We start from the raw sequence: 20,503 nt of genomic DNA on the forward strand, positions 1-20,503 counted from the left end.
CGAAATTTCGAATTACCCTTTAGAGAAATTTGTTTGTACTTCATTGATTGGCCAATAGCGTAAATCAACTTTTCCAACAACTTGTTCTATTTTTACAAATCCAAAGTGCCGACTATCCCAACTGCCTAAACGATTATCTCCAATTACAAAGATAAATCCTTGCGGAACAACCTTTTCGTCTGTTAACTCTTGTAGGGTAAAGTCTCCTGTTAACTGTCTACCATGAATTTGCTTTTTGTATGCATCTAAATACGGCTCTTCAATAAATTGTCCGTTAATATATAGTTTATCATGTTTGTATACAATTTTGTCGCCCGGAAGTCCGATAATTCGTTTCACATAATCTTCTTGTTTATTTGCATGAAAAACAACAACATCAAAGCGGCTCAATTCACCAAACTGATAACCTACTTTATTCACGATTAACATGTTACCATCTTGGAGCGTAGGCATCATCGATTTCCCTTCGACAACATACGTTGCAAAGAAAAAAGTGCGGAAAAATACAGCTAATAAAACACCAATTAAAATGACTCTCATCCACTCTATGCTTTCCTTTTTCCACTTTCGCTTCATCATGCCACATCCCTTTCTCTTTTCTATAACAGGGGTGCGCTCACTTACGAAGTTTAGTCTCTGCTCAGTTCAAGCTTTACTTCAATTTTCTTTCCAACGTACCATAAAACAAAAACGATCCCTAATACGATAATTGTTTTTACCGGCTTATGCATAAAAGACGCAAGATCATGGCCAACGTAACTTAACACGAAAATCATCACAAGCTTACCGAGTGAAAGTGCTAAAATAAACTGCCTCTTACTAATACGCGACAAACCGGCTACTACATTGATAAGAGCTGACGGTGTAAATGGAAAACAAAACAAAAGGAATATGGGTGCAAATCCTTTTCGCTCAATCCATGTCATCGCACTGCGAACTCGTGGATGTCTATTTACAAAAGAAAAAAAGCGACTTCTTCCAAAACGACGAATGATAAAAAATACAAGCATTGCTCCTATACATGAACCAAGCCATGAATAGAAAAAGCCAAGCCATAAACCAAAGGCAACTGCATTTGCCATCACAAATAAAAAGAGAGGCAAAGCTGGAATAAACGCTTCAATCATCGGAAGTCCAATGCCAATTAACGGACCAAATGCTTGATAGTTCTTTAACAAATGTTCCATATTTTCTATTGTGAAAAATTCTTTAATTGTTTGAAAATCCATTCTACTATGTACCCCTTTACCTTGCTCTAATGACGTAGATCTTACCCGTTCTATAAGAACCCGATTTTTGCAACTCTATGAGAAGAACCTTTCCTAACTAAAGTTTTAGTTTACCTTTTCTTGTTATTACTTTACCACTATTGAACAATAAGGGGAAATGATCTATCTGACAAATAAATATATATTTATTTTCCATATTTCCTAGAAAAAATCCTTTTTCAAATAAAAAAAAGGATGGCATTGGCCATCCTTTTTTACTATGATCTATAAGATTATAGTTTTACAACGTTTTTAGCTTGAGGTCCACGGTTACCTTCTTCTACTTCAAAGCTAACTTTTTCGCCTTCTTCTAAAGATTTGAAACCTTCAGTTGTAATAGCAGAGAAATGTACGAATACATCGTTTTCGCCTGGAACTTCGATGAAACCGAAACCTTTTTCATTGTTAAACCATTTTACTTGACCTGTTTTCATAATAACTTCCTCCTGAACAATAAACATATTTTTAGTTTTCACAGCATAAAAAAAGAATCCACACATTATCAAATGCGAAACAGAACACATACATAATTTTTCTCGCTAGTTTCACGGCACTTGATAACATATGGATTGCTTAATTTAAGAGTATTCAACTATACATTAACTATACCATATTGAAAAAAGAATGTACAACATAATTTATGAAAAGAAAAAAACCGACACCTATTAAGCATCGATTCTTTTCTTTTGGGAACTTATATAATGAAAAAAGAGTTCAAATACGTTTACTTGTTTACGAACGAAAGAATAATTATTTTTTCGTATAACGAATGTACGATGCATCATTGTAAATCCACTGATTCCTACCTACATTGAACCAGTTCCCTGATTGCCCCCACACTTTGTACACTTCTCCCTTTTGCACTTTACGAACAATACTATTACTCGTTGACGGACCAGAACGTAAATTCACATTATTTCTATTAATATATATCGTTAATTGTTCCTTATTAGATCGCTGCACTTTTGCCCCGCTTGAAATAGCATTTCCATTATATGCTTTTAGCACATCTGCACGAAATTGCGCTTCCGATACGCCGTGGCTAGCTAAGTAAGCTAATGGATCTTCGTGATCAGTACCACCAAACTTATATGTAACGTCTTTATGAGTCCATAACCCTTTCGATGGATGAATATTGCGTTTACGTAAAATCTCCGCTAGCAGTTTGACATAACGTTCATATGAGCGTTTAAACTTTACTGGATTTTTTGTCTCACTTAATTCAACTTGAACAAATCTCTCATTCGCAGTTGGACCTGCCCCCCACGCACGATATTTTGTACTCGCAGTCTGAATAGTCTCATCCCAATCAACAACATAATGAACAAAAGCGTTTGACCATGTACGAGACTGGAAACGTTGAATATTAATTGCCGGTACCTCAGGAGTAGCAGTTGAATGCGCTATAACCCCTTCGTACATGCCTATACCATTACGATATGATTCTTTAGGTAAATCTGGAATAATAAGTGTACTATCAGCAAACGTACTATTAACCGAAGTTAATAACGTGATAGATGCTACAGTTACAGAGAATAATAGCTTAATAGTTTTCATTTTTCATCACCCTCAAAAACCTTATTTGATTTATGTAGAAAAAGCAACTGAAAGGTCCCAGTCAAACTTTATTGGGAAAAATAAAAAGATAGCAAAAAAGTGCACCATATGGTAATAGATAAGTTTTGAGAACTCACCTATATAAATACAAATTAAAAACAACATAAAAACTCTCTTCTTTTTTTAATAGATGAGAGCATCTGGATATGTATAAAATTTCTTTCTGCATGAAGGTTTGACACAAAAGGGGGATACGAGAACAAACCTAAAAATACTTTCTATATATTTACATTATCTCACATAATTACTATTTAAAACAGATAAAATATTCTATCAATAATGAAAAGCTGTCTTTTTTAGATGAACGAGAGCATCTGGCTATGCATAGCAGCGACTTATTTTTAAAATACTACATGGATAAATTACGCTTCCTATATTTGAATAAGAAGAAGGATATGTCCTTCTTCTTATTCCATGTTATCAATCTTCTTTTTTAAGAAGATACATTTTTTCATATGCTGGTGTTAACTCTAAAACCTCATTTTGATTCACTAGTAAAAATTTTGTCGCTACCTGTTTTCTTTTTCTATCCTCAAATTCGGCCCGAAGCTGTGCAGTTCGGTTTCTCTGATTTTCAAAACTGTTTTTAGATACTTCTAGCTTAATTGTTTGACCGTTTATGAATTCAATGAAAGTATTTCCATGCGGAAGCTTTGTCACACTTTCAATATGAAAATGCGATAACCAAGCACATTCTTTGCGAGAATAAGAAAATGTGGGGAAAAAATAAATAGAATCTGTAGGACTGATTGCAATCGGTGCTTTATGTGTAAAACCTGTATATTTTTTTGTACCATCTTTTCGTCCGCCAAAGCTAGCTCCATATTCACTACAGCTTTGTTCTATAATCTCAAGTGGTTTTTGGTACACAAAAAACTCATCGTGTTCCTCAATCACACGTGTTACAATCCGTTTATCGTTTAAAACAACTGGAAGTAATGCGATTGTTTTTGAATTCACAGTGTACTGAGGCGCATATCTTTCGACTTTAACACTCATCAATTCCCTCTCCTTTGTCATTTTTGGATAATTTTATGCAATTATCTACATGGATAATTGTACCATTTCGCGCGGAAAATAATTGTTATTTTCAATTTTTTTACAATTTCTTAGTAATAAATTAAAATTCCCTACTATACTTCTGTATAAATAACAGAATTAAACTGCAGACTCCTCCTATAAAAAATAAAATTATGTTATAGATAATTTCATATTTTTCATTTTGAAATATTTGTAATAAAAAAAAGAGCCAGCTCAAAAGCTGACTCTCTCTTTTCTCATCGCGTAAACTGCTCTACCTCTGTTGATCCTTTCAGTGCTGTTGTCGACGAAGTTCCACCAGTAATGACTTGTGCTACTTCATCAAAATACCCTGTACCAACTTCCCGTTGATGACGTGTCGCTGAGTAACCGTACTGTTCTGCTGCAAATTCCGCTTGCTGCAATTCTGAATACGCAGCCATACCACGTTCTTTATAACCGCGCGCCAGCTCAAACATGCCATAATTTAAAGCATGGAAGCCAGCAAGCGTTACGAATTGGAATTTATAGCCGTAAGATGCAATTTCTTTTTGGAAATTTGCAATGGTTTTATCGTCTAATTTTTTCTTCCAGTTAAAGGACGGTGAACAGTTGTAAGCTAATAGTTTTCCAGGGAATTTTTCATGAATTGCTTCTGCAAAGCGTTTTGCATCTTCTAAATTCGGCTCCGATGTTTCGCACCATACAAGGTCGGCATACGGTGCATATGCTAAGCCGCGTGCAATCGCTTGATCCAGTCCAGCCTTCGTTTGGAAGAAGCCTTCTGGTGTTCTTTCTCCTGTAATAAATGGTTGATCAACAGGATCGATATCACTTGTAATTAAATCAGCTGCGTCAGCATCTGTTCTGGCAATAATGAGCGTAGGTACTCCCATTACATCTGCTGCAAGACGCGCCGATATTAAATTACGCACTGCCGTTTGTGTTGGCAATAATACCTTTCCGCCTAAATGACCGCATTTCTTTTCAGAAGAAAGTTGATCTTCAAAATGAACGCCAGACGCTCCTGCCTCGATCATTCCTTTCATTAGTTCAAATACATTTAGCTGTCCACCAAATCCTGCCTCTGCATCGGCAACAATTGGCACGAAGTAATCAATATCACCGCTCCCTTCCATATGCTGAATTTGATCAGCACGCTGGAGCGTTTGATTAATACGTTTTACAACTGCCGGCACACTGTTTGCCGGATACAAACTTTGGTCCGGATACATGTGACCTGATAAATTTGCATCTGCCGCTACTTGCCAACCGCTTAAATAAATTGCCTTTAATCCCGCCTTTACTTGCTGCATTGCTTGATTCCCAGTTAATGCCCCTAACGCATGAATGTAATCTTCGCTATGAAGAGAATTCCAAAGCTTTTCTGCACCGCGGTGTGCTAACGTATATTCAATATCAAGCGATCCGCGAAGACGAATGACATCCTCTGCAGAATATGGACGTGTAACTCCTTTCCATCGTTTATCAAGTTCCCAGTTCTCTTGTAATTGTTGTACTCTTTCATTTCCCATTTCTTCCATCCCCTTTTCCTTTATAAAATCTCATAACCCGGTAACGTTAAAAATGATACAAATTCATCATTTCGAACAAGATTCGTAAATAGTTTCGTAGCTTCGACAAATCGTTCTTTTTCAAAACGATTACTACCAATCTCTTTCTCTATTTTTGCTAATTCTTCTGCTTTAAACTGTTCTACTAATGCAAACGTAATCTTTCGTCCATCCTCGAGCTTCCCTTCCTTGTGACGAATCCATTGCCATACTTGTGCACGTGAAATTTCTGCGGTAGCCGCATCTTCCATTAAATTATAAATAGGCGCTGCTCCTTTGCCGCTTAACCACGATGCAATATATTGAATACCAACGCTAATATTTGTACGCAGTCCGGTTTCTGTAATCGTTCCTACTGGAACTTCTAATAAACTTTGTTCTGTTATTCGAATTTCTTCCCGTTTTCGATAGATTTGATTTGGCGTTGTCATGATGCGATCAAATACTTCCAGCGCTACAGGGACAAGTCCCGGGTGGGCAACCCAAGTCCCATCATGTCCCTCACAAGCCTCACGCTCTTTGTCAGCGCGCACTTTCTCAAATGCTACTTCATTTGCTTCCGGGTCGTTCTTAATTGGAATTTGTGCTGCCATCCCTCCAATTGCTGGTGCATTACGGCGATGGCACGTTTGAATGACGCGTAAACAATACGCGCGCATAAATGGCACACTCATTGTCACTTGTGCCCGGTCCGGAAGTAAAAACTGGTCATGATTACGAAACGTTTTTAAGAAACTAAAAATATAATCCCAGCGTCCGCAGTTTAACCCCGCTGAATGATCACGAAGCTCATATAAAATTTCATCCATCTCAAATGAAGCATGAATCGTTTCGAGCAGTGCTGTTGCTTTAATTGTCCCATGAGGAATGCCAATGTATTTTTGTGCAAATACAAACACATCATTCCATAGTCTTGCTTCTAAGTAACTTTCCATTTTCGGTAAGTAAAAGTATGGAGCACTCCCTTTTTTCATTAACGCCTTTGCATTATGAAAAAAGAACAATCCAAAATCTAATAAACTACCTGATACTTCTTCACCATCTACTAACATATGCTTTTCTTGTAAATGCCACCCACGAGGCCGCACCATTAATACAGCTGTTTGTTCATTGAGACGATATTCTTTACCATTTTCATTTGTATATGAAATGGTTCTCTTAACTGCATCTCGTAAATTTATTTGTCCTTCCATTGCATTTTGCCATGTTGGTGCATTTGAATCTTCAAAGTCCGCCATAAAGACACGCGCTCCTGAATTGAGAGCATTAATAACCATCTTACGATCAACCGGTCCAGTAATTTCTACGCGCCGATCTTGTAAATCATTCGGAAGCGGTGCAATCGTCCAATCATCCACCCGAACATTTGCAGTCTCCTTTAAAAAGTGTAACAACTCCCCTGCATCAATTCTCTTTTGCTTTTCTACTCGTTTCTGTAGTAATTCCTTACGGCGTCCGTTAAAATTCTCATGCAACTCTTTAATAAATGTGAGTGCTTCTGGTGTCAAAATCTCCAAATACGCCGGTAATACTTCTCCAACGAGTGTAACCCGCGAAGTTTGCGTCGACATATTAGCCTCTCCTTTTTACAAACTGTTTTATAACAGTTTTGATTTTTATGTTTATATTATATAACATAAAAATCAAAAGGGAAGTATTTTTTAGAATTTTTTAACAATATCGCAAAATTGGTTTATATGTACTTTTTACATTCCTTGTAAAGGATATACTGCAAAGCCCTTTATAGTAACTCCGTAATGATGTGAAAATTTTGCACATGACAACTAAGTCGTAGTTCTATCTTCGTGAAGAAACACTTTACATATCAGCGTGACAATGGTTATCTCATTGTAAATTTATGTTAAAATATATAAATTGCAAGAATTTTTACTAAAGCTAATGGATCAGGGATTGATTAAGTTATTCAGCAATGGAAAAAAGGGAGAGAAAGCAATGTTACAATCATTGATTTTTGATATGGATGGAACTCTATTTCAAACAGAAAAAATTCTAGAATTATCACTTGATAATACTTTTAACCATTTACGGTCACTAAATTTATGGGATACAGTAACACCTATTGATCAATACCGTGAAATTATGGGTGTACCTTTACCAAAAGTTTGGGAAGCTTTGTTACCTAATCATACCAATGAAGTAAGAGAACAAACGGATGCTTATTTTCTGGAAAAATTAGTTGAAAACATAAAAAGCGGGAAAGGTGCTTTATATCCTAACGTAAAGGAAGTTTTCAATTATTTAAAAGAAAATAATTGTTCCATTTACATAGCGAGCAATGGTTTAACGGAATATTTACAAGCAATTGTGAGGTATTATCATTTGGATAGTTGGGTTACTGAAACATTTAGTATTCAACAAATACAAACACTTGATAAAGGAGATTTAGTTAAAACAATTATAAATAAATATGATATAAAAAAAGCAGCGGTAGTTGGAGACCGTTTATCTGATATAAATGCAGCTAAAGATAATGGTTTAATTGCAATTGGATGTAATTTTGATTTTGCACAAGAAGAGGAACTTGCTCAGGCTGATTTCGTAATAAATGACTTAATGGAGTTACAAACAATATTGCCTAAAATGAAAATGGTTTACTAAACTTGCTGGTGCTTTAATTAAATAAGCGAAGTAATAAATCAACGCTCAGAATGATAGATTTCTGAGCGTTGGTTTATTATTAGGTATACGATTTCTCCCACATGAACGGAACTACTTCATATACAATCCTATACCTTTTTACTAATTATGTTTTCCGTTTCCTTTTTCTTCATGCTTTGAAGAATTTCCATGCTTATTTTCTTTTCGTTGCTCTTTTTCATACCCTTGCTGTTCTTTTTTTTGGTCATGATATTCTTTTTTTTGTTCTTTTCTTTGCTCTTGTTCCTCTTTTTTCTGTTCGTGACATTCTTTTTTCTGTTCTTTATCGTTGTTTTCTTCTCTGTGGCCGTTATTTCTTTCCTGCGATGGCGGCTGTACATGAGCTGGTTGTTGTTCTTTCTCTTCTTTCTCCTCTTTCTGCTCAGTTCTTTCATGCTGCACAGAAGAAGAGGAATTCGATTGCGAATCTGAATGAGGCGCTGAATCCGGCTGCGAATCTACTTTAGGAGGTTGTTCCTCTTGTACTTGCGGCGGTTCAGGAGAAACTGATGACTTCTTCTCATTTTTCTGTTTCAAATAAATCCCTGTGCTAACTCCTGCTTTTTGAGCATTCTCCCTCATTTGCATAGTACTTTCCTGATATACGACTGTAACATGTTTTGCGTCATACTCGCTTTTTAACTCTTGAATAGTCTTTTGCAGTTCTGGTTCTAACGATTTTTCTTTTACAGCAGATGTTAGCATAACTTGCTTGTCACTCGTTAAGTATCCATCCTCTTTGCTTTGTTTTACAATTATACGCACTACGTCTTGCAAAGGCTCATTTTTCCACCGTTTTATTTCTTTTAAAATACGCTTACCATCCTCATTGCAAGCTCGTAATTCTGTAACATGAAGATCCTTTGTTACACTCGCCTCTAGGCTCGGGTTAATATCGATAGAAACATAGGCAAGCGCTTTTTTTTCCGGCTGATTGAATAAAAACAAAAAGACACATAGAAAACAAGTAAAAATTAACGAGGCCGGTTTTAATATAGAAGGAACTGAAAAAGACATCTGTCTATTTTCTTGTTCTTGAAATTCGATTTCCTGTCCGATCACATAAGCGTTCAACTTTTTCTTACAATTAATAAATTCTCCGTCCGGTGTCAACACAACTATGCTGCGTTTTTTTATATCCATCACAATCCCTTTATTCATTCCCCTGCCCACCTCTTATATATTCTTGAATGTATACGTAGTTGTTTACAAAAATAATGCACATTGCAATGATATATTTCCTATGCCGCTCCAGCGTTTTACGGCTTGTTCTAACATGCGGTTCAATTTGCTTGAGAGGTAACTTTTTCTTTCGGAACAGTTCTTCTATCATTTTCTCTTCTTTTATAATAATCTTTGCAATTTCTAATAAATGCTCCCGCGTATCACGATGCTTCGGAGACTCTTTAGCAAGCTCAGCAAATGATATTTTAAATTCAGATAGCACGCTTTGAAAATGAAGAATTTCTTCCTTCCGGTTGCTGCTTTCCATCTCTTTCATATATTCCGTAAGGGCCGCTTGCATTTCCAGTGTTTCCTCTTGCTGGTCTTCTTTTAAAAAGACGAGGTTATGCCTAGACTCCTTACGTATGTAGTCAATTACATCTCTTTTTATAAGAAGTTCAGCAAACGAAAGAAAAGATTTCCCTTTTTTATATGAATATTGTTCAATGGCTTGATGAAATGCAAACAGTCCAATGCTATATTCATCGTCCTGCTCCGTAATATAACGACGACAGACAGCCGAAATCGATTTTCGAATAAAAGGCCGATACTGAGCGATAAAATCTTCCTTATCCTCTTCATTTTTTTGTATGTTAAATACTACGTCTTCTATTGTCGATTTTTTTACGATTTTCATCAATAAACTTAACACAGGTAGTCCCTCTCCTCCCCTCTGCTAAAAATAGTAAAACGGTCACTAAAGAAGTGACCATTTCACTACATTTCCATACTTTTCTTAGTGCTTTTCTTCATGTTTCTCTCTATGTTTTTCTTCACGCTTTTCCTCATGCTTTACTTGACCGACTTTTTTACCGTTCTCTTGATGGTTTTCCTTTTGTTCGGATTTCTCATGATTCTCATGAGAATTAGCATCTTTATGTACTGGTTGCGCTGGCTTTGCCGGTTGGGCTGGTTGTGCCGGCTCTGCTGGTTGCGCTGGCTCTGCTGGTTGTGCTGGTTGCGCCGGCTCTGCTGGTTGCGCCGGTTGCTCTAGTTGTTCGGACTGCTCTACTTGTGATGGTTGTACGATTTTATTTGTGTCTTCCATTTTTCCAGAAGTTTCTTCTATATTTTGATCTGCTGGCTTGTTTTCCTTTGCAACAACATGCTCTTTCTTTTCTTGTACTTTTTCTATTTTAACAGCAATTCTTGCAAAACTCTTCTCTATATTTTTGGAAATTGCAGCTTTCGCCTTCGGATTTTTCACTTTATCAAGCGCTTTTGCTAATGCTTCGATATTGTGTCCAATATGTACTTTTACTTTTTCCGCTTCTGTTTTTTCTTTGTTAGCTTGCTTTTTAGTTTCTTCTTTTTTTGCGTCAGCGGGCTTTTCTACCTCTGTTTTTGTTTCATCAGCTGGCTTTTCTGTTTCTTCTTTCTTTACCTCAGCAGGCTTTTCTACCTCTGTTTTCGTTCCATCAGCTGGCTTTTCTGTTTTCGTTTCTCCTGAAAGCTCATCCGCTTTTTCTAAGTTTTCAGCTGCTTTTTCTAATGTATCTTGTGTGAAATCATCTTTCCCCTTTTTCATTAACACATCCGCTTCAGCAATGCGTTCTGCCGCTTGTTCAGATAGTAGCTTTGCCTTGTCTAAATCATTGTTCGCAAGCGCCATTTTAATATCTTCCACCATCGTTTTTACGAAGTAAAAGAAATCCCCTTGCACTAAAGTCGGCTTTTCTGTCTCTGTTGTTTTTGCTGCATCTGTGTTGCTGCTAGCATACGCCGCCGTTCCCATTAAAAATGGACTACATGCCATCATCGTTATCATCGTTCCTTTTAATAATATCTTCTTCATCTTATTTTCCTCCATTTGCTTTCTTTGCTATACATATTCGGAGGAAAAGTAAGATTTAAGGGGGTTAGAAAAAAATTTTTTTCATAAAAAATAAAAAGCTGGCTTTTCGTCACCTTTTTCAAGTAAGCATGAAAATTACAATTTTTTCCCGAGATTGAACCACTTAATTATTTTCATAAACAATCTTTTTTTCAAAATAAGCGGCATACACTAAAGATAAAAAAGAGGTGAAGAATATGCCTGCAATTGTAGACAGCATTGTCATTTCAAGATGTAATGGGGCTGTAAATTTGGGAGACAAATACAATGTAAATCCTCAATTCCGTAATAAAGAATATCATGGTTCTGGATCATCAAATGCAGCAAAAACACTGAAAGTCTTTAACGGAGTTAGTACCTCTAATGTATTTGATAATGACCAAACTGATCAGGATATAAAATTCACATTGTAATATACGAAATAAAGACCCTTTTTTAGGGAGGAGACCAGAGTATCTGGTTACGCATAGAAACGGTCAGACATGCAAGTTCTAAATTCAAGTCATATTGTATTCTCTATAGTAGATATGTCAAAAAATTAAAATAAATATATAAAAAGAACAAGTAACTTCCTAGTCTTTATACTAGAAAATTACTTGTTCTTTTCCATTCGTATCCTTTATACACAATTACTTTTCTTAATGACTATTTCTTCTTATATTCTTCAAACGTGAGAATTCTTTCAAAAATTGGCGGATGTGTATACATGAATAATTTCACTAGAGCCGGCGGATTCACTTGACTTAAACTCGTCTTTGATAAATATTGAAATGTTTTAACTCCCGACTGATTATCCTTCGTCATATCTAATGCGTATTGATCAGCCGCTCTTTCTTCAATGCGAGATACGTAATTTGTGGCAGGACTTACGGCAAAGGAAAGCACCGAAGATACAAGGAAAAATAACGGTAAAACTGAGAAACTAGCTATTTTAGAAATATGCAGTGTATCTCCCCACTTACGAATACAAGTTTGAATAATACGACTAATGAGGTACATGCCAACGAAAGTTAAAATGATATAACTCCCGACGCCCCAATAGATATGCTTCATCACGTAATGACCCATTTCATGCGCCATAATAAATAATATCTCTTTATCTTTTAACTGCTCAAGCGTCGTATTCCATAAAACGATGCGAGAATTTGAGCCAATCCCCGTTACGTATGCATTTAACGCATTTGTTTTCTTTGACATATCCACTTCATACACATGCTCTGTTGGAATATGAGCTTTATCCGCTAATGTTAAAATCTTTTTCTCAAGCTCTTTATTATGCAGTGTCGAAAAATCATTATAGAGCGGATCAATAACTACTGGTTGAATGAATGTTAAAAAGATCGTAAATGGAACGGAAAGCGCCCATCCATACAACCACCAGCGTTTCGGATATTTTTTAATGAGCCATAACAGCACAGTCACAATCAGAAACATAAGCATAAAATTGATCCAAAAGTCAAGTATATGTTCCCTTATCCAATTTGCTGTTGATTGTGTAGAAATACCGTAATCAACAGATACTTGATGACCAATCCATTGCAGCGGCAATGCGAGCACCGTTGTCACAAGCGATAAATAAAACAAATAAATCGCAATTTGTAGTACCGGAGATTTCGTTGTATCTTTCGCCCATTTTTCAAACCGCTTTGATATACCGAAAATGAGAACAAATAATAAAACAATCCATTGCAGCGGCGTTGCTAAAAAAAACAATAAGTTCTTTACCCGCGAGTAATCTTGACTAAGTGTCAACTCTCTTGCATTCATAAATGTTGCTGGATCTGCACTCGTTCCTTTATACGCTTCCGGTATAATCTCATGATTCCATCCAAATAAGTACCAATATATAAATAATGCAAATAGAGCGTACAAAAAAAGTGTCCAACTCATCACTTTTCGCATGATTTCTCCTCCTCATCGCTGCCTGTCTATTAATATTGTAGTTCGTTCCTCGAAAAATAGAACAAGCTAATACATGAAATGTCATGTAATATTCACTCATCCTTTCTTATTTTTCAGATTTTTCTTATAAAATAAAAATTGGGAGGGGTTGGAATGAAGAAATTGTACATTACTTTTACGTTAGGACTTATTGTTGTAACCTTGATTGGAATTTTTTATTTTACCGGGTACCGAAAAGCAGCAGCGGAAATACCAAAGGGGATTGTTATGGAAGATGTAAACGGAACATCTGTATCATTTGATCAATTACCGAAAAAATTAAAATTAGTAGAATTTATGTATACAAAATGTCCGGATATTTGCCCGGTTACAACATACAAAATGAAACATTTACGAGATGAACTTGTGAAACAAAAAGTATTCGGTACAAAAATCGAATTTATTACAATTACGATTGATCCGAAATATGATACGAAAGAAATTCTAGAACATTACTCCAAAACGTTTGATATGAAGGAAACAACAGGTTGGCATCTGCTGCGCGGCGATGAAGAAGAAACGAAACAACTAGCCGAATCTTTTAACTTCCGCTACCGCGATCCTGGAAGCGGTCTTTACATTCATACTTCTAACTCTTACTTACTAGATGAAAATAATCGTTTAATTGAAGTATTCGGTATGGGAGAGCGCGGGTTTGATAGTAAAGAAGTGTTAGAGAAAATTAAGAAAGCGATGTAAAACCCCTTTCTTTTAGAGGCGTGAGAGTATCTGGCCATGCATGGAAGCGGTCAGTACATTTTCCTGCCACTCGCAAGGTTTAAAGACAAGTTCAGGTCATGTTTTATTCTGCATAGCAGGGACTTTTATGTAAGAAATGAATTATATTCATTTAAATAATACGATATCAGCGATTTTTTGAATATATCGGCGTTTCGACAGAGGACAAAGATCCTTCAACCATGTTCGACATGCTTATATAATAAAAGACTGCGCCTAAAGGCTCAGTCTCTTTTTACTTTATTGTTTCTTCTGTACAGGCAGCCAAATCTCCAGTTGTACAAGATCGTGTTTATCAGCATGAGAGCGCTCATCGTATAATTCAAACTCAACAACACCAGAGTGCTCATAGCCAGAATGCGGGAACCATTCTGTGAAGATTGCATTCCACGTTTGCTGAATCGATGCAACCATTTCTTCCTCAGGAACTTTCGGCGTTGTAAATACAGCATATGTTGCTTCAGGGAATGTACGGCAGGTCAGTTCACTTGATACACCATCAAAGCTTGTTGCTTCCATCCCAATAATATACGTAATCTCGCCTGTCTCTAAATTAAAATCTGTACACATCCCTAACTCCACGAGCTCATTCGTATGCTTACGGTTCGGAATGTTTTCTGACAAATTATTTTGCAAATAATTTTGCCACATCGCTGGAATATCTGTTAGATTTTTTCCGTCTTTACCCGTTGTCTTCATTTCATACCCGATCACTTGAAAAGCTGGCTTTGTTTCTATACGAAATTCCATTTTGATTCCCCCTAAATACGGATTAAATTTGCGCTGCATCACATTCACCTTGGAATATAGCGGTGTTCGAATCTCTTGCTTTCGATATTGACTCGGCGTCATATGAAACAGCTTTTTAAAGGCACGTGTGAACGTTTCATGAGATTGAAAGCCGTGCTCTAGTGCAATATCTAGAATTTTTCCCTCTGTGTGAGAAAGCTGATAAGCTGCCCGGGCAAGCCTTCTCTTTCGCACATACTCCATCACAGAGTCTCCTACGAGTGCTTGAAAAACGCGGTGGAAATGATACTCAGAAAATCCTGCAATACGCGCAAGACTCGCTAACGTTTGTTTTTCCATCACATCTTCTTCAATAGAATCAATTACTTTTTGAATTTGCATTTCATAACATCCCATCTCTGTTCACCTGCCTTATATGTATAATAATAAAAGGAACCCACGTTCCCTTCTTGATGTTTTTTGCTTTTTTATGAAATATTGTAACTTTTCTCTCAACAATAGTAACCGTATTCTTCTATTCCTTGTTCTTATACAAGAACGTAATGGGAGAATTCATGTCCGCACTCTTTTTATGTTGTATAGCATTAACGAATCTATTTTTGATTTTCGGATTTAAATTATTTCACGCTACTACTTCACGTAGTTAGAAAAAGTGTTAGAAGATAATAGAAGTAGAGCGTTGTATATGAATGCTCTACTTCATACTCCACATTTTCAAAAAAAGCTGCCTCATCAGCAGCTTTCTCCCTATCTAGTTATATTTTCTCTAATTCACTACCAAGAAACTTCGCAATTTCTAACATGCCGTACTTCCCAACAACTGCTTCAGCATCAGCATTGTAGTTTGTATTTGTATTAATATCGTAAGTGAAAATTTCACCATCTGCATTTCGAATGAACTCAATGCCAGCGATCGCGATATCATTTGCAGCCAAAACAGCCTCATATTTTTGAATGATTGGGTCGTTAAAGCCTTCAATAATTTGAAACTTCGGTTTTTCCGGCGCTTTCTCTCCAACCGGGCAGAACAGATCGCCAATTTGACAAGCATCAGCTGGGCATAATTCAAAGCCTTTTGATGTATCAACTTGAACTGCATATACAAATTTCCCGCCTACAAACTCACAACGTGTAATGTAAGGCTCAGGAGATTGAATATATTCTTGAATTAAAGTAATACCATCTACCGGCTCTTCAAATGCTGCACTTTCTACGTAATCTTTTAGCGAAGTAACAGATTGAAACAGCTGTACGCCTAGTCCTTTTCCAGCACGGTTATGCTTCGTAATGAATGGGCGTCCTTCAAATTGCGCTGCCGCTTCGATAATATGTTCTTTACCAACAGCAGCAATCGTCTTCGGTGTTTGGATTCCTTGTGCATGGAGCGCCATATACTGTGCAACTTTGCTTACTTCCATCTGAAGTGCTCTGCTTCCGTTGAACACTTTTCGATTATGCATCTCTAACCAAGCAAGGACAGCACCTGTAAACTCTGGGGCAAAACGGTGATTTCTCGTATGAGAAGAAGCGCTCATCCGATTATAAAATACGCCGCTCGGCGGAACAGACGAAAGATCAACATTCCCTTTGTCTAAATGCCATTCTTCATAAGGAAGACCGAGTTCTTCCAATCGTTTCGTTAGATGTCTTGTCCATTCTGTGTTTTCATGAATAATGTGAATTTTCTTCAAGGGAATACCTTCTTTCTAAAATGTAATTATATTCATTATACTCTTTTTACTAATCTGTAAAATACTAATTTTACGATAACTTAAAAAAACGAAAGACGACACGAAGCGCCTTTCGTTTTCTAACTAAATAACAAAGTCCTCTGGTATAAACACCTTCACTTCTTTCAAATGTGCATATACAACTTCCCCTGTTCGAATCTTAAGCTGTTCAAATTGTTCTTTACTCACTTCAGCTTCTAAATATTCATCTACTCCATCACGTTTTAATTCAATATATACAACAGGGCCAACAGCATGTGTGTAGATCACTTTCGCTGGGATGGCATCGACGCTTTGCTTTGTTCGCGTAATAGATAAATGATGTGGCCGCACATATGCCACGGCGTCAGAATCGGAAATATGCACATGTTCCGGTGCTTCTAATTCGATAGAACCTAAATTCAATTTTCCTTTCCGAACGCGACCATGAAATAAATTTACATTTCCTAAAAAATCATATACAAATGGGCTAGCTGGGTGATCGTACACTTCTTCTGGTGTCCCCATTTGTTCAATGCGTCCTTCGTTCATGACAACGATTCGATCCGCGACATCCAATGCTTCTTCTTGATCGTGCGTTACAAACACACTTGTAATTTGAAATTCGTCGTGCAATTTCCGTAGCCATCTTCGCAGTTCTTTACGCACCTTTGCATCTAATGCACCAAACGGTTCATCAAGCAGCAAAATTTTCGGTTCAACTGCTAAAGCCCTCGCTAACGCAATCCGTTGTCTTTGTCCTCCAGATAACTGCGCGGGATAGCGGGTCGCAAAGCCATCCATCTTCACAAGTCTTAATAACTCAAGCACCTTTTCTTCTATTTCTGCTGCGGACGGTCTTAGTTTCTTTTTGCGCACTTTTAATCCAAACGCTACATTTTCAAATACATTCATATGTTTAAACAGGGCATAATGCTGAAACACAAAACCAACTTGCCGATTTTTCACATGAATATCCGTTAAATCTTCTCCGTCGAATAAGATCGCACCTTGATCCGCTTGTTCTAACCCCGCAATAATTCGTAATAACGTCGTTTTCCCAGAACCAGATGGACCTAACAGCGCAACGAGTTCCCCTTTCGGAATTTCTAGATTAATTTGCTGCAGAGCTTGAAACGTACCGTATTGTTTCCATACATTCTGAATGTGAATACTCATCCTATTGCCTCCCTTTCCATTCAATCCAGTTCTTTATAATTAACGTAACGACCGCCAGCAATGACATTAATGAGGCAACCGCAAATGCAGCAGAAAATTGATATTCGTTATATAAAATTTCAATATGAAGCGGCATTGTATTCGTAACGCCTCGCACATGTCCTGATACAACAGAAACTGCTCCAAACTCTCCAATTGCACGGGCATTACATAAAATCATGCCATAAAGTAACCCCCATTTTATATTCGGCAGCGTAACACGAAAGAACATCTTCCAGCCGCTTGCTCCTAGTGATAAAGCCGCTTCTTCTTCACTCGTTCCTTGCGCCTCCATAACAGGAATCAATTCACGTGCGACAAAAGGGAATGTGACAAACACAGTAGCAATTACAATACCGGGCATAGAAAAAATAAGCTGCACGCCATGCTCTATGAGCCACGCTCCTAGTCCACCGCGCGGCGTAAATAGTAGTACAAAAACTAACCCGGCAATAACCGGCGAAACAGCAAAAGGCAGTTCAATAAGTGATAATAGAAACTGTTTCCCTCGAAAGCGAAATTTTGTAATGAGCCACGCTGCGGCCACGCCAAATATCGTATTTAGCGGAACAACGATAAGGGCCACAATAATTGTGAGATGAATCGCAGAAAGTGCCTCACTATCTGTAATAGCGGTAATGTACACATCGATTCCACGCTCAAATGCTTTCATAAAAATTGTCACTAACGGCAACAAAAGAAATATAGATAAAAAGATTAGAGTAATCGCAATGAAAATGATACGAATCACTTTCGATTCTGTTGTGACTACAAGCGTCTGCACTGTTTTTTGCTTAATCGGTTTCGCGAAAGACGGTTCCATCCTTTTCTCCCCTTTCTATTCATTTTGCAATCCACGTTTTTGACTCCAGCTCTGAATGAGATTAATCGTAAACAGGAAGAAAAGAGAGACAACCAGCATGACCGCTGCCACAGCTGTCGCACCTGCATAATCGTATTGCTCAAGTTTCGTCATAATCATCAGCGGCGCAATTTCTGTTTTAAGGGGCATATTTCCAGCAATAAAGATAACAGATCCGTATTCCCCGAGTGCCCTTGAAAAAGCTAATGAAAATCCCGCTAATAAAGCCGGCAAAATTTCCGGAAACACAACCTTCCAAAATACTTGTAAACGTGAAGCCCCTAAACTAGCCGCTGCTTCTTCTACTTCCTTCTCCATATTTTGCAGGACAGGCTGCACCATACGTACAACGAAGGGCAATCCGATAAAAGTTAAAGCAACGATAATTCCAAGTGGTGTAAAAGCTATCTTTATATGAAACACATCGAAAATTTTTCCAATCCAGCCGTTTTGCGAATACAAAGTTGTAAGCGTAATACCCGCAACCGCGGTTGGCAACGCAAAAGGTAAATCAATTAACCCATCAAGCAGCCGCTTTCCTGGGAACGAGTAACGAACAAGTACCCAGGAGATTAATAGACCAAAACAAACATTTACAAGTGCCGCTGCGAGTGAAGTTGTAAAACTAACTTGATAAGCATGCAAAACCCTTTCACTTGTGATCACTTGAAAGAATTTGCTCCATCCTAACTGGGAAGTTTGGATAAACACGATAGATAATGGGATTAAGACAAATAAACTTACATATAACATCGTAAATCCAAGGGAAATTCCAAACCCAGGTAAAATTCGCTTCCTATTATTTTTCCTCACATTCTTTCACCTCATTGCCTCAGCTACTTCTATTATTTTTGATAGATTTTATCAAAGACACCACCATCACTAAAATGCGTCTCTTGCGCTTTTTTCCACCCTCCAAACACTTCATCAACTGTAAACAATTGTACTTTTGGGAACTGCGATGCATATTTTTCAGCTACCTTTTGATCGCGAGGACGATAAAAGTTTTTCGCCGCAATCTCCTGCCCTTTCTCTGTATATAAATACTCAAGATATGCCTCAGCTACTTTACGCGTTCCCTTTTTATCGACAACTTTATCCACGACAGCTACTGGCGGTTCAGCAAGAATACTAATAGATGGTGTCACAATTTCAAACTTGTCTTTCCCTAGTTCCTTTTGTGATAGTAATGCCTCATTTTCCCAGGCAATAAGAATATCCCCAATCCCTTTTTCTACAAACGTAGTCGTTGCCCCGCGTGCTCCAGAGTCCAGCACTTCTACATTTTTATATAGCTGACTTACAAATTCTTTTGCCTTTTCTTCACTATTATTATTTTTTTTCAAAGCGTATCCCCATGCCCCTAAATAGTTCCAGCGAGCTCCTCCCGATGTTTTCGGATTTGGAGTAATAACGGAGACCCCTTTCTTCGTTAAATCATCCCAGTCTTTAATCCTTTTCGGATTCCCTTTTCTCACAAGAAATACGATTGTCGATGTGTAAGGAGTCGAGTTGTTAGACAAACGTTTCTGCCAATCTTCGGGTAACAACTTTTTCTTACTAATCGCATCAATGTCATATGCTAATGCAAGCGTCACAACATCCGCTTCTAAGCCATCAATAACCGAGCGCGCCTGACTTCCCGATCCTCCGTGAGATTGCTTCACAGTAACGGTTTGACCGCTTTTCTCTTTCCAATATGCAGCGAAGTCCTTGTTGAAATCTTGATACAATTCCCGGGTCGGGTCGTATGATACATTTAAAAGTTCAATAGTCTTTCCTGATTCCGACTTACTAGTAGATGTCGCCGATGTGCACCCTGAAAACAGAAGCACCGTGGACAGCAGTACCCCTGCTCTAATTGATGTTTTCCCCCACAACTTCATTTATACCCCTCCTCGTTTTATCAATAGAAAAAGGCACACAAACGTTTCACATAGTGAATGTTGTGCGCCTTCAGTTTCTCTGATTAGCTTTTATTATTTCATTTTTCAATTTTTTCTTTATTTTAAATACATAATTCCGATATGTCAACTATGAAATCAGGTAATATTTAGACGAAAAGTAAAACGAACCAATTGAGGGCATAC

General features: G+C 37.4%; 19 protein-coding genes and 1 pseudogene. 3 read left to right on the forward strand and 17 right to left on the reverse strand.

What is annotated here, in order from left to right; all coding sequences use genetic code 11:
* Window positions 1–12: 12 nt before the first annotated feature.
* The 7 genes and pseudogenes from lepB to aceB form a co-directional block, all read right to left on the reverse strand.
* Window positions 13–576, reverse strand: coding sequence for a signal peptidase I (gene lepB, locus AB1280_RS12140; RefSeq protein WP_429755942.1), 564 nt, complete (start codon window positions 574–576; stop codon window positions 13–15).
* 53 nt (window positions 577–629) lie between these two features.
* Window positions 630–1,229 (reverse strand): TVP38/TMEM64 family protein, encoded by a 600-nt coding sequence (locus AB1280_RS12145; protein WP_272187228.1) that lies wholly within the window; start codon window positions 1,227–1,229, stop codon window positions 630–632.
* Between the two features lie 272 nt (window positions 1,230–1,501).
* The gene (locus AB1280_RS12150; RefSeq protein WP_035437341.1) at window positions 1,502–1,702 is read right to left on the reverse strand and encodes a cold-shock protein; all 201 of its coding nucleotides are present in this window, start codon (window positions 1,700–1,702) and stop codon (window positions 1,502–1,504) included.
* A 328-nt stretch (window positions 1,703–2,030) separates the two neighbouring features.
* Window positions 2,031–2,825, reverse strand: a pseudogene (locus tag AB1280_RS12155) (N-acetylmuramoyl-L-alanine amidase); the annotation flags it as partial.
* Window positions 2,826–3,305: 480 nt separating this feature from the next.
* Window positions 3,306–3,884, reverse strand: coding sequence for a competence protein ComK (locus tag AB1280_RS12160; RefSeq protein ID WP_429755943.1), 579 nt, complete (start codon window positions 3,882–3,884; stop codon window positions 3,306–3,308).
* A gap of 278 nt (window positions 3,885–4,162) precedes the next feature.
* The gene (gene aceA, locus AB1280_RS12165; RefSeq protein ID WP_429755944.1) at window positions 4,163–5,440 is read right to left on the reverse strand and encodes an isocitrate lyase; all 1,278 of its coding nucleotides are present in this window, start codon (window positions 5,438–5,440) and stop codon (window positions 4,163–4,165) included.
* 20 nt (window positions 5,441–5,460) lie between these two features.
* On the reverse strand, window positions 5,461–7,050 hold the full coding sequence (aceB, locus tag AB1280_RS12170; RefSeq protein WP_429755945.1) for a malate synthase A: 1,590 nt from the start codon (window positions 7,048–7,050) through the stop codon (window positions 5,461–5,463).
* Between the two features lie 382 nt (window positions 7,051–7,432).
* On the opposite strand from aceB, the gene AB1280_RS12175 reads away from it, so the two are divergent.
* Window positions 7,433–8,098, forward strand: a complete 666-nt coding sequence (locus tag AB1280_RS12175; protein WP_429755946.1) for an HAD family hydrolase — start codon at window positions 7,433–7,435, stop codon at window positions 8,096–8,098.
* 141 nt (window positions 8,099–8,239) lie between these two features.
* Here the strand turns inward: AB1280_RS12175 and AB1280_RS12180 are convergent, their stop codons facing one another.
* From AB1280_RS12180 to AB1280_RS12190, 3 genes are all read right to left on the reverse strand, one after another.
* Window positions 8,240–9,298: an anti-sigma-I factor RsgI family protein gene (locus AB1280_RS12180; RefSeq protein WP_429755947.1), complete on the reverse strand. Its 1,059-nt coding sequence runs from the start codon at window positions 9,296–9,298 to the stop codon at window positions 8,240–8,242.
* The gene (gene sigI, locus AB1280_RS12185) at window positions 9,291–10,013 is read right to left on the reverse strand and encodes an RNA polymerase sigma factor SigI (RefSeq protein ID WP_272187175.1); all 723 of its coding nucleotides are present in this window, start codon (window positions 10,011–10,013) and stop codon (window positions 9,291–9,293) included. The genes AB1280_RS12180 and sigI overlap by 8 nt, the downstream gene beginning before the upstream one ends.
* An 84-nt stretch (window positions 10,014–10,097) precedes the next feature.
* Window positions 10,098–11,156, reverse strand: coding sequence for a DUF5667 domain-containing protein (locus AB1280_RS12190; RefSeq protein ID WP_429755948.1), 1,059 nt, complete (start codon window positions 11,154–11,156; stop codon window positions 10,098–10,100).
* 236 nt (window positions 11,157–11,392) lie between these two features.
* On the opposite strand from AB1280_RS12190, the gene AB1280_RS12195 reads away from it, so the two are divergent.
* Entirely contained in the window at window positions 11,393–11,608 is a 216-nt protein-coding gene (locus tag AB1280_RS12195) for a spore germination protein (protein ID WP_429755949.1), read from the forward strand.
* 232 nt (window positions 11,609–11,840) lie between these two features.
* Here the strand turns inward: AB1280_RS12195 and AB1280_RS12200 are convergent, their stop codons facing one another.
* Window positions 11,841–13,097: a M48 family metallopeptidase gene (locus AB1280_RS12200; RefSeq protein ID WP_429755950.1), complete on the reverse strand. Its 1,257-nt coding sequence runs from the start codon at window positions 13,095–13,097 to the stop codon at window positions 11,841–11,843.
* Between the two features lie 153 nt (window positions 13,098–13,250).
* Here AB1280_RS12200 and AB1280_RS12205 point away from each other — a divergent pair, with 153 nt between their 5' ends.
* The gene (locus AB1280_RS12205) at window positions 13,251–13,835 is read left to right on the forward strand and encodes an SCO family protein (RefSeq protein ID WP_429755951.1); all 585 of its coding nucleotides are present in this window, start codon (window positions 13,251–13,253) and stop codon (window positions 13,833–13,835) included.
* A gap of 279 nt (window positions 13,836–14,114) precedes the next feature.
* Here the strand turns inward: AB1280_RS12205 and AB1280_RS12210 are convergent, their stop codons facing one another.
* The 6 genes from AB1280_RS12210 to AB1280_RS12235 all read right to left on the reverse strand — a co-directional run bounded on the left by AB1280_RS12210 (window position 14,115) and on the right by AB1280_RS12235 (window position 20,299).
* Window positions 14,115–15,020, reverse strand: coding sequence for an AraC family transcriptional regulator (locus AB1280_RS12210; protein WP_429755952.1), 906 nt, complete (start codon window positions 15,018–15,020; stop codon window positions 14,115–14,117).
* Between the two features lie 359 nt (window positions 15,021–15,379).
* Window positions 15,380–16,315 (reverse strand): ATP-grasp domain-containing protein, encoded by a 936-nt coding sequence (locus tag AB1280_RS12215; RefSeq protein ID WP_429755953.1) that lies wholly within the window; start codon window positions 16,313–16,315, stop codon window positions 15,380–15,382.
* 123 nt (window positions 16,316–16,438) lie between these two features.
* Window positions 16,439–17,512 carry a sulfate/molybdate ABC transporter ATP-binding protein gene (locus AB1280_RS12220; protein WP_429755954.1) on the reverse strand — a complete coding sequence of 358 codons (1,074 nt, stop codon included), beginning with the start codon at window positions 17,510–17,512 and terminating at the stop codon, window positions 16,439–16,441.
* 1 nt (window position 17,513) lies between these two features.
* Entirely contained in the window at window positions 17,514–18,374 is an 861-nt protein-coding gene (gene cysW, locus AB1280_RS12225) for a sulfate ABC transporter permease subunit CysW (RefSeq protein ID WP_429755955.1), read from the reverse strand.
* A 15-nt stretch (window positions 18,375–18,389) separates the two neighbouring features.
* Entirely contained in the window at window positions 18,390–19,226 is an 837-nt protein-coding gene (gene cysT / locus AB1280_RS12230) for a sulfate ABC transporter permease subunit CysT (protein ID WP_429755956.1), read from the reverse strand.
* 32 nt (window positions 19,227–19,258) lie between these two features.
* Window positions 19,259–20,299 carry a sulfate ABC transporter substrate-binding protein gene (locus AB1280_RS12235; protein WP_429755957.1) on the reverse strand — a complete coding sequence of 347 codons (1,041 nt, stop codon included), beginning with the start codon at window positions 20,297–20,299 and terminating at the stop codon, window positions 19,259–19,261.
* Between the last annotated feature and the right edge of the window lie 204 nt (window positions 20,300–20,503).

It is taken from the genome of Bacillus sp. S10(2024), assembly GCF_050473865.1.
Classification (GTDB): Bacteria; Bacillota; Bacilli; order Bacillales; family Bacillaceae_G; genus Bacillus_A.

Excerpts from the sequence above, each read along its gene's own strand:
- lepB (WP_429755942.1), bottom strand. The coding sequence starts at position 576 with ATGAAGCGAAAGTGGAAAAAGGAAAGCATAGAGTGGATGAGAGTCATT.
- AB1280_RS12145 (WP_272187228.1), bottom strand. The coding sequence starts at position 1,229 with ATGGATTTTCAAACAATTAAAGAATTTTTCACAATAGAAAATATGGAA.
- AB1280_RS12150 (WP_035437341.1), bottom strand. The coding sequence starts at position 1,702 with ATGAAAACAGGTCAAGTAAAATGGTTTAACAATGAAAAAGGTTTCGGT.
- AB1280_RS12160 (WP_429755943.1), bottom strand. The coding sequence starts at position 3,884 with ATGAGTGTTAAAGTCGAAAGATATGCGCCTCAGTACACTGTGAATTCA.
- aceA (WP_429755944.1), bottom strand. The coding sequence starts at position 5,440 with ATGGGAAATGAAAGAGTACAACAATTACAAGAGAACTGGGAACTTGAT.
- aceB (WP_429755945.1), bottom strand. The coding sequence starts at position 7,050 with ATGTCGACGCAAACTTCGCGGGTTACACTCGTTGGAGAAGTATTACCG.
- AB1280_RS12175 (WP_429755946.1), top strand. The coding sequence starts at position 7,433 with ATGTTACAATCATTGATTTTTGATATGGATGGAACTCTATTTCAAACA.
- AB1280_RS12180 (WP_429755947.1), bottom strand. The coding sequence starts at position 9,298 with ATGAATAAAGGGATTGTGATGGATATAAAAAAACGCAGCATAGTTGTG.
- AB1280_RS12190 (WP_429755948.1), bottom strand. The coding sequence starts at position 11,156 with ATGAAGAAGATATTATTAAAAGGAACGATGATAACGATGATGGCATGT.
- AB1280_RS12195 (WP_429755949.1), top strand. The coding sequence starts at position 11,393 with ATGCCTGCAATTGTAGACAGCATTGTCATTTCAAGATGTAATGGGGCT.
- AB1280_RS12200 (WP_429755950.1), bottom strand. The coding sequence starts at position 13,097 with ATGCGAAAAGTGATGAGTTGGACACTTTTTTTGTACGCTCTATTTGCA.
- AB1280_RS12205 (WP_429755951.1), top strand. The coding sequence starts at position 13,251 with ATGAAGAAATTGTACATTACTTTTACGTTAGGACTTATTGTTGTAACC.
- AB1280_RS12210 (WP_429755952.1), bottom strand. The coding sequence starts at position 15,020 with ATGGGATGTTATGAAATGCAAATTCAAAAAGTAATTGATTCTATTGAA.
- AB1280_RS12220 (WP_429755954.1), bottom strand. The coding sequence starts at position 17,512 with ATGAGTATTCACATTCAGAATGTATGGAAACAATACGGTACGTTTCAA.
- cysW (WP_429755955.1), bottom strand. The coding sequence starts at position 18,374 with ATGGAACCGTCTTTCGCGAAACCGATTAAGCAAAAAACAGTGCAGACG.
- AB1280_RS12235 (WP_429755957.1), bottom strand. The coding sequence starts at position 20,299 with ATGAAGTTGTGGGGGAAAACATCAATTAGAGCAGGGGTACTGCTGTCC.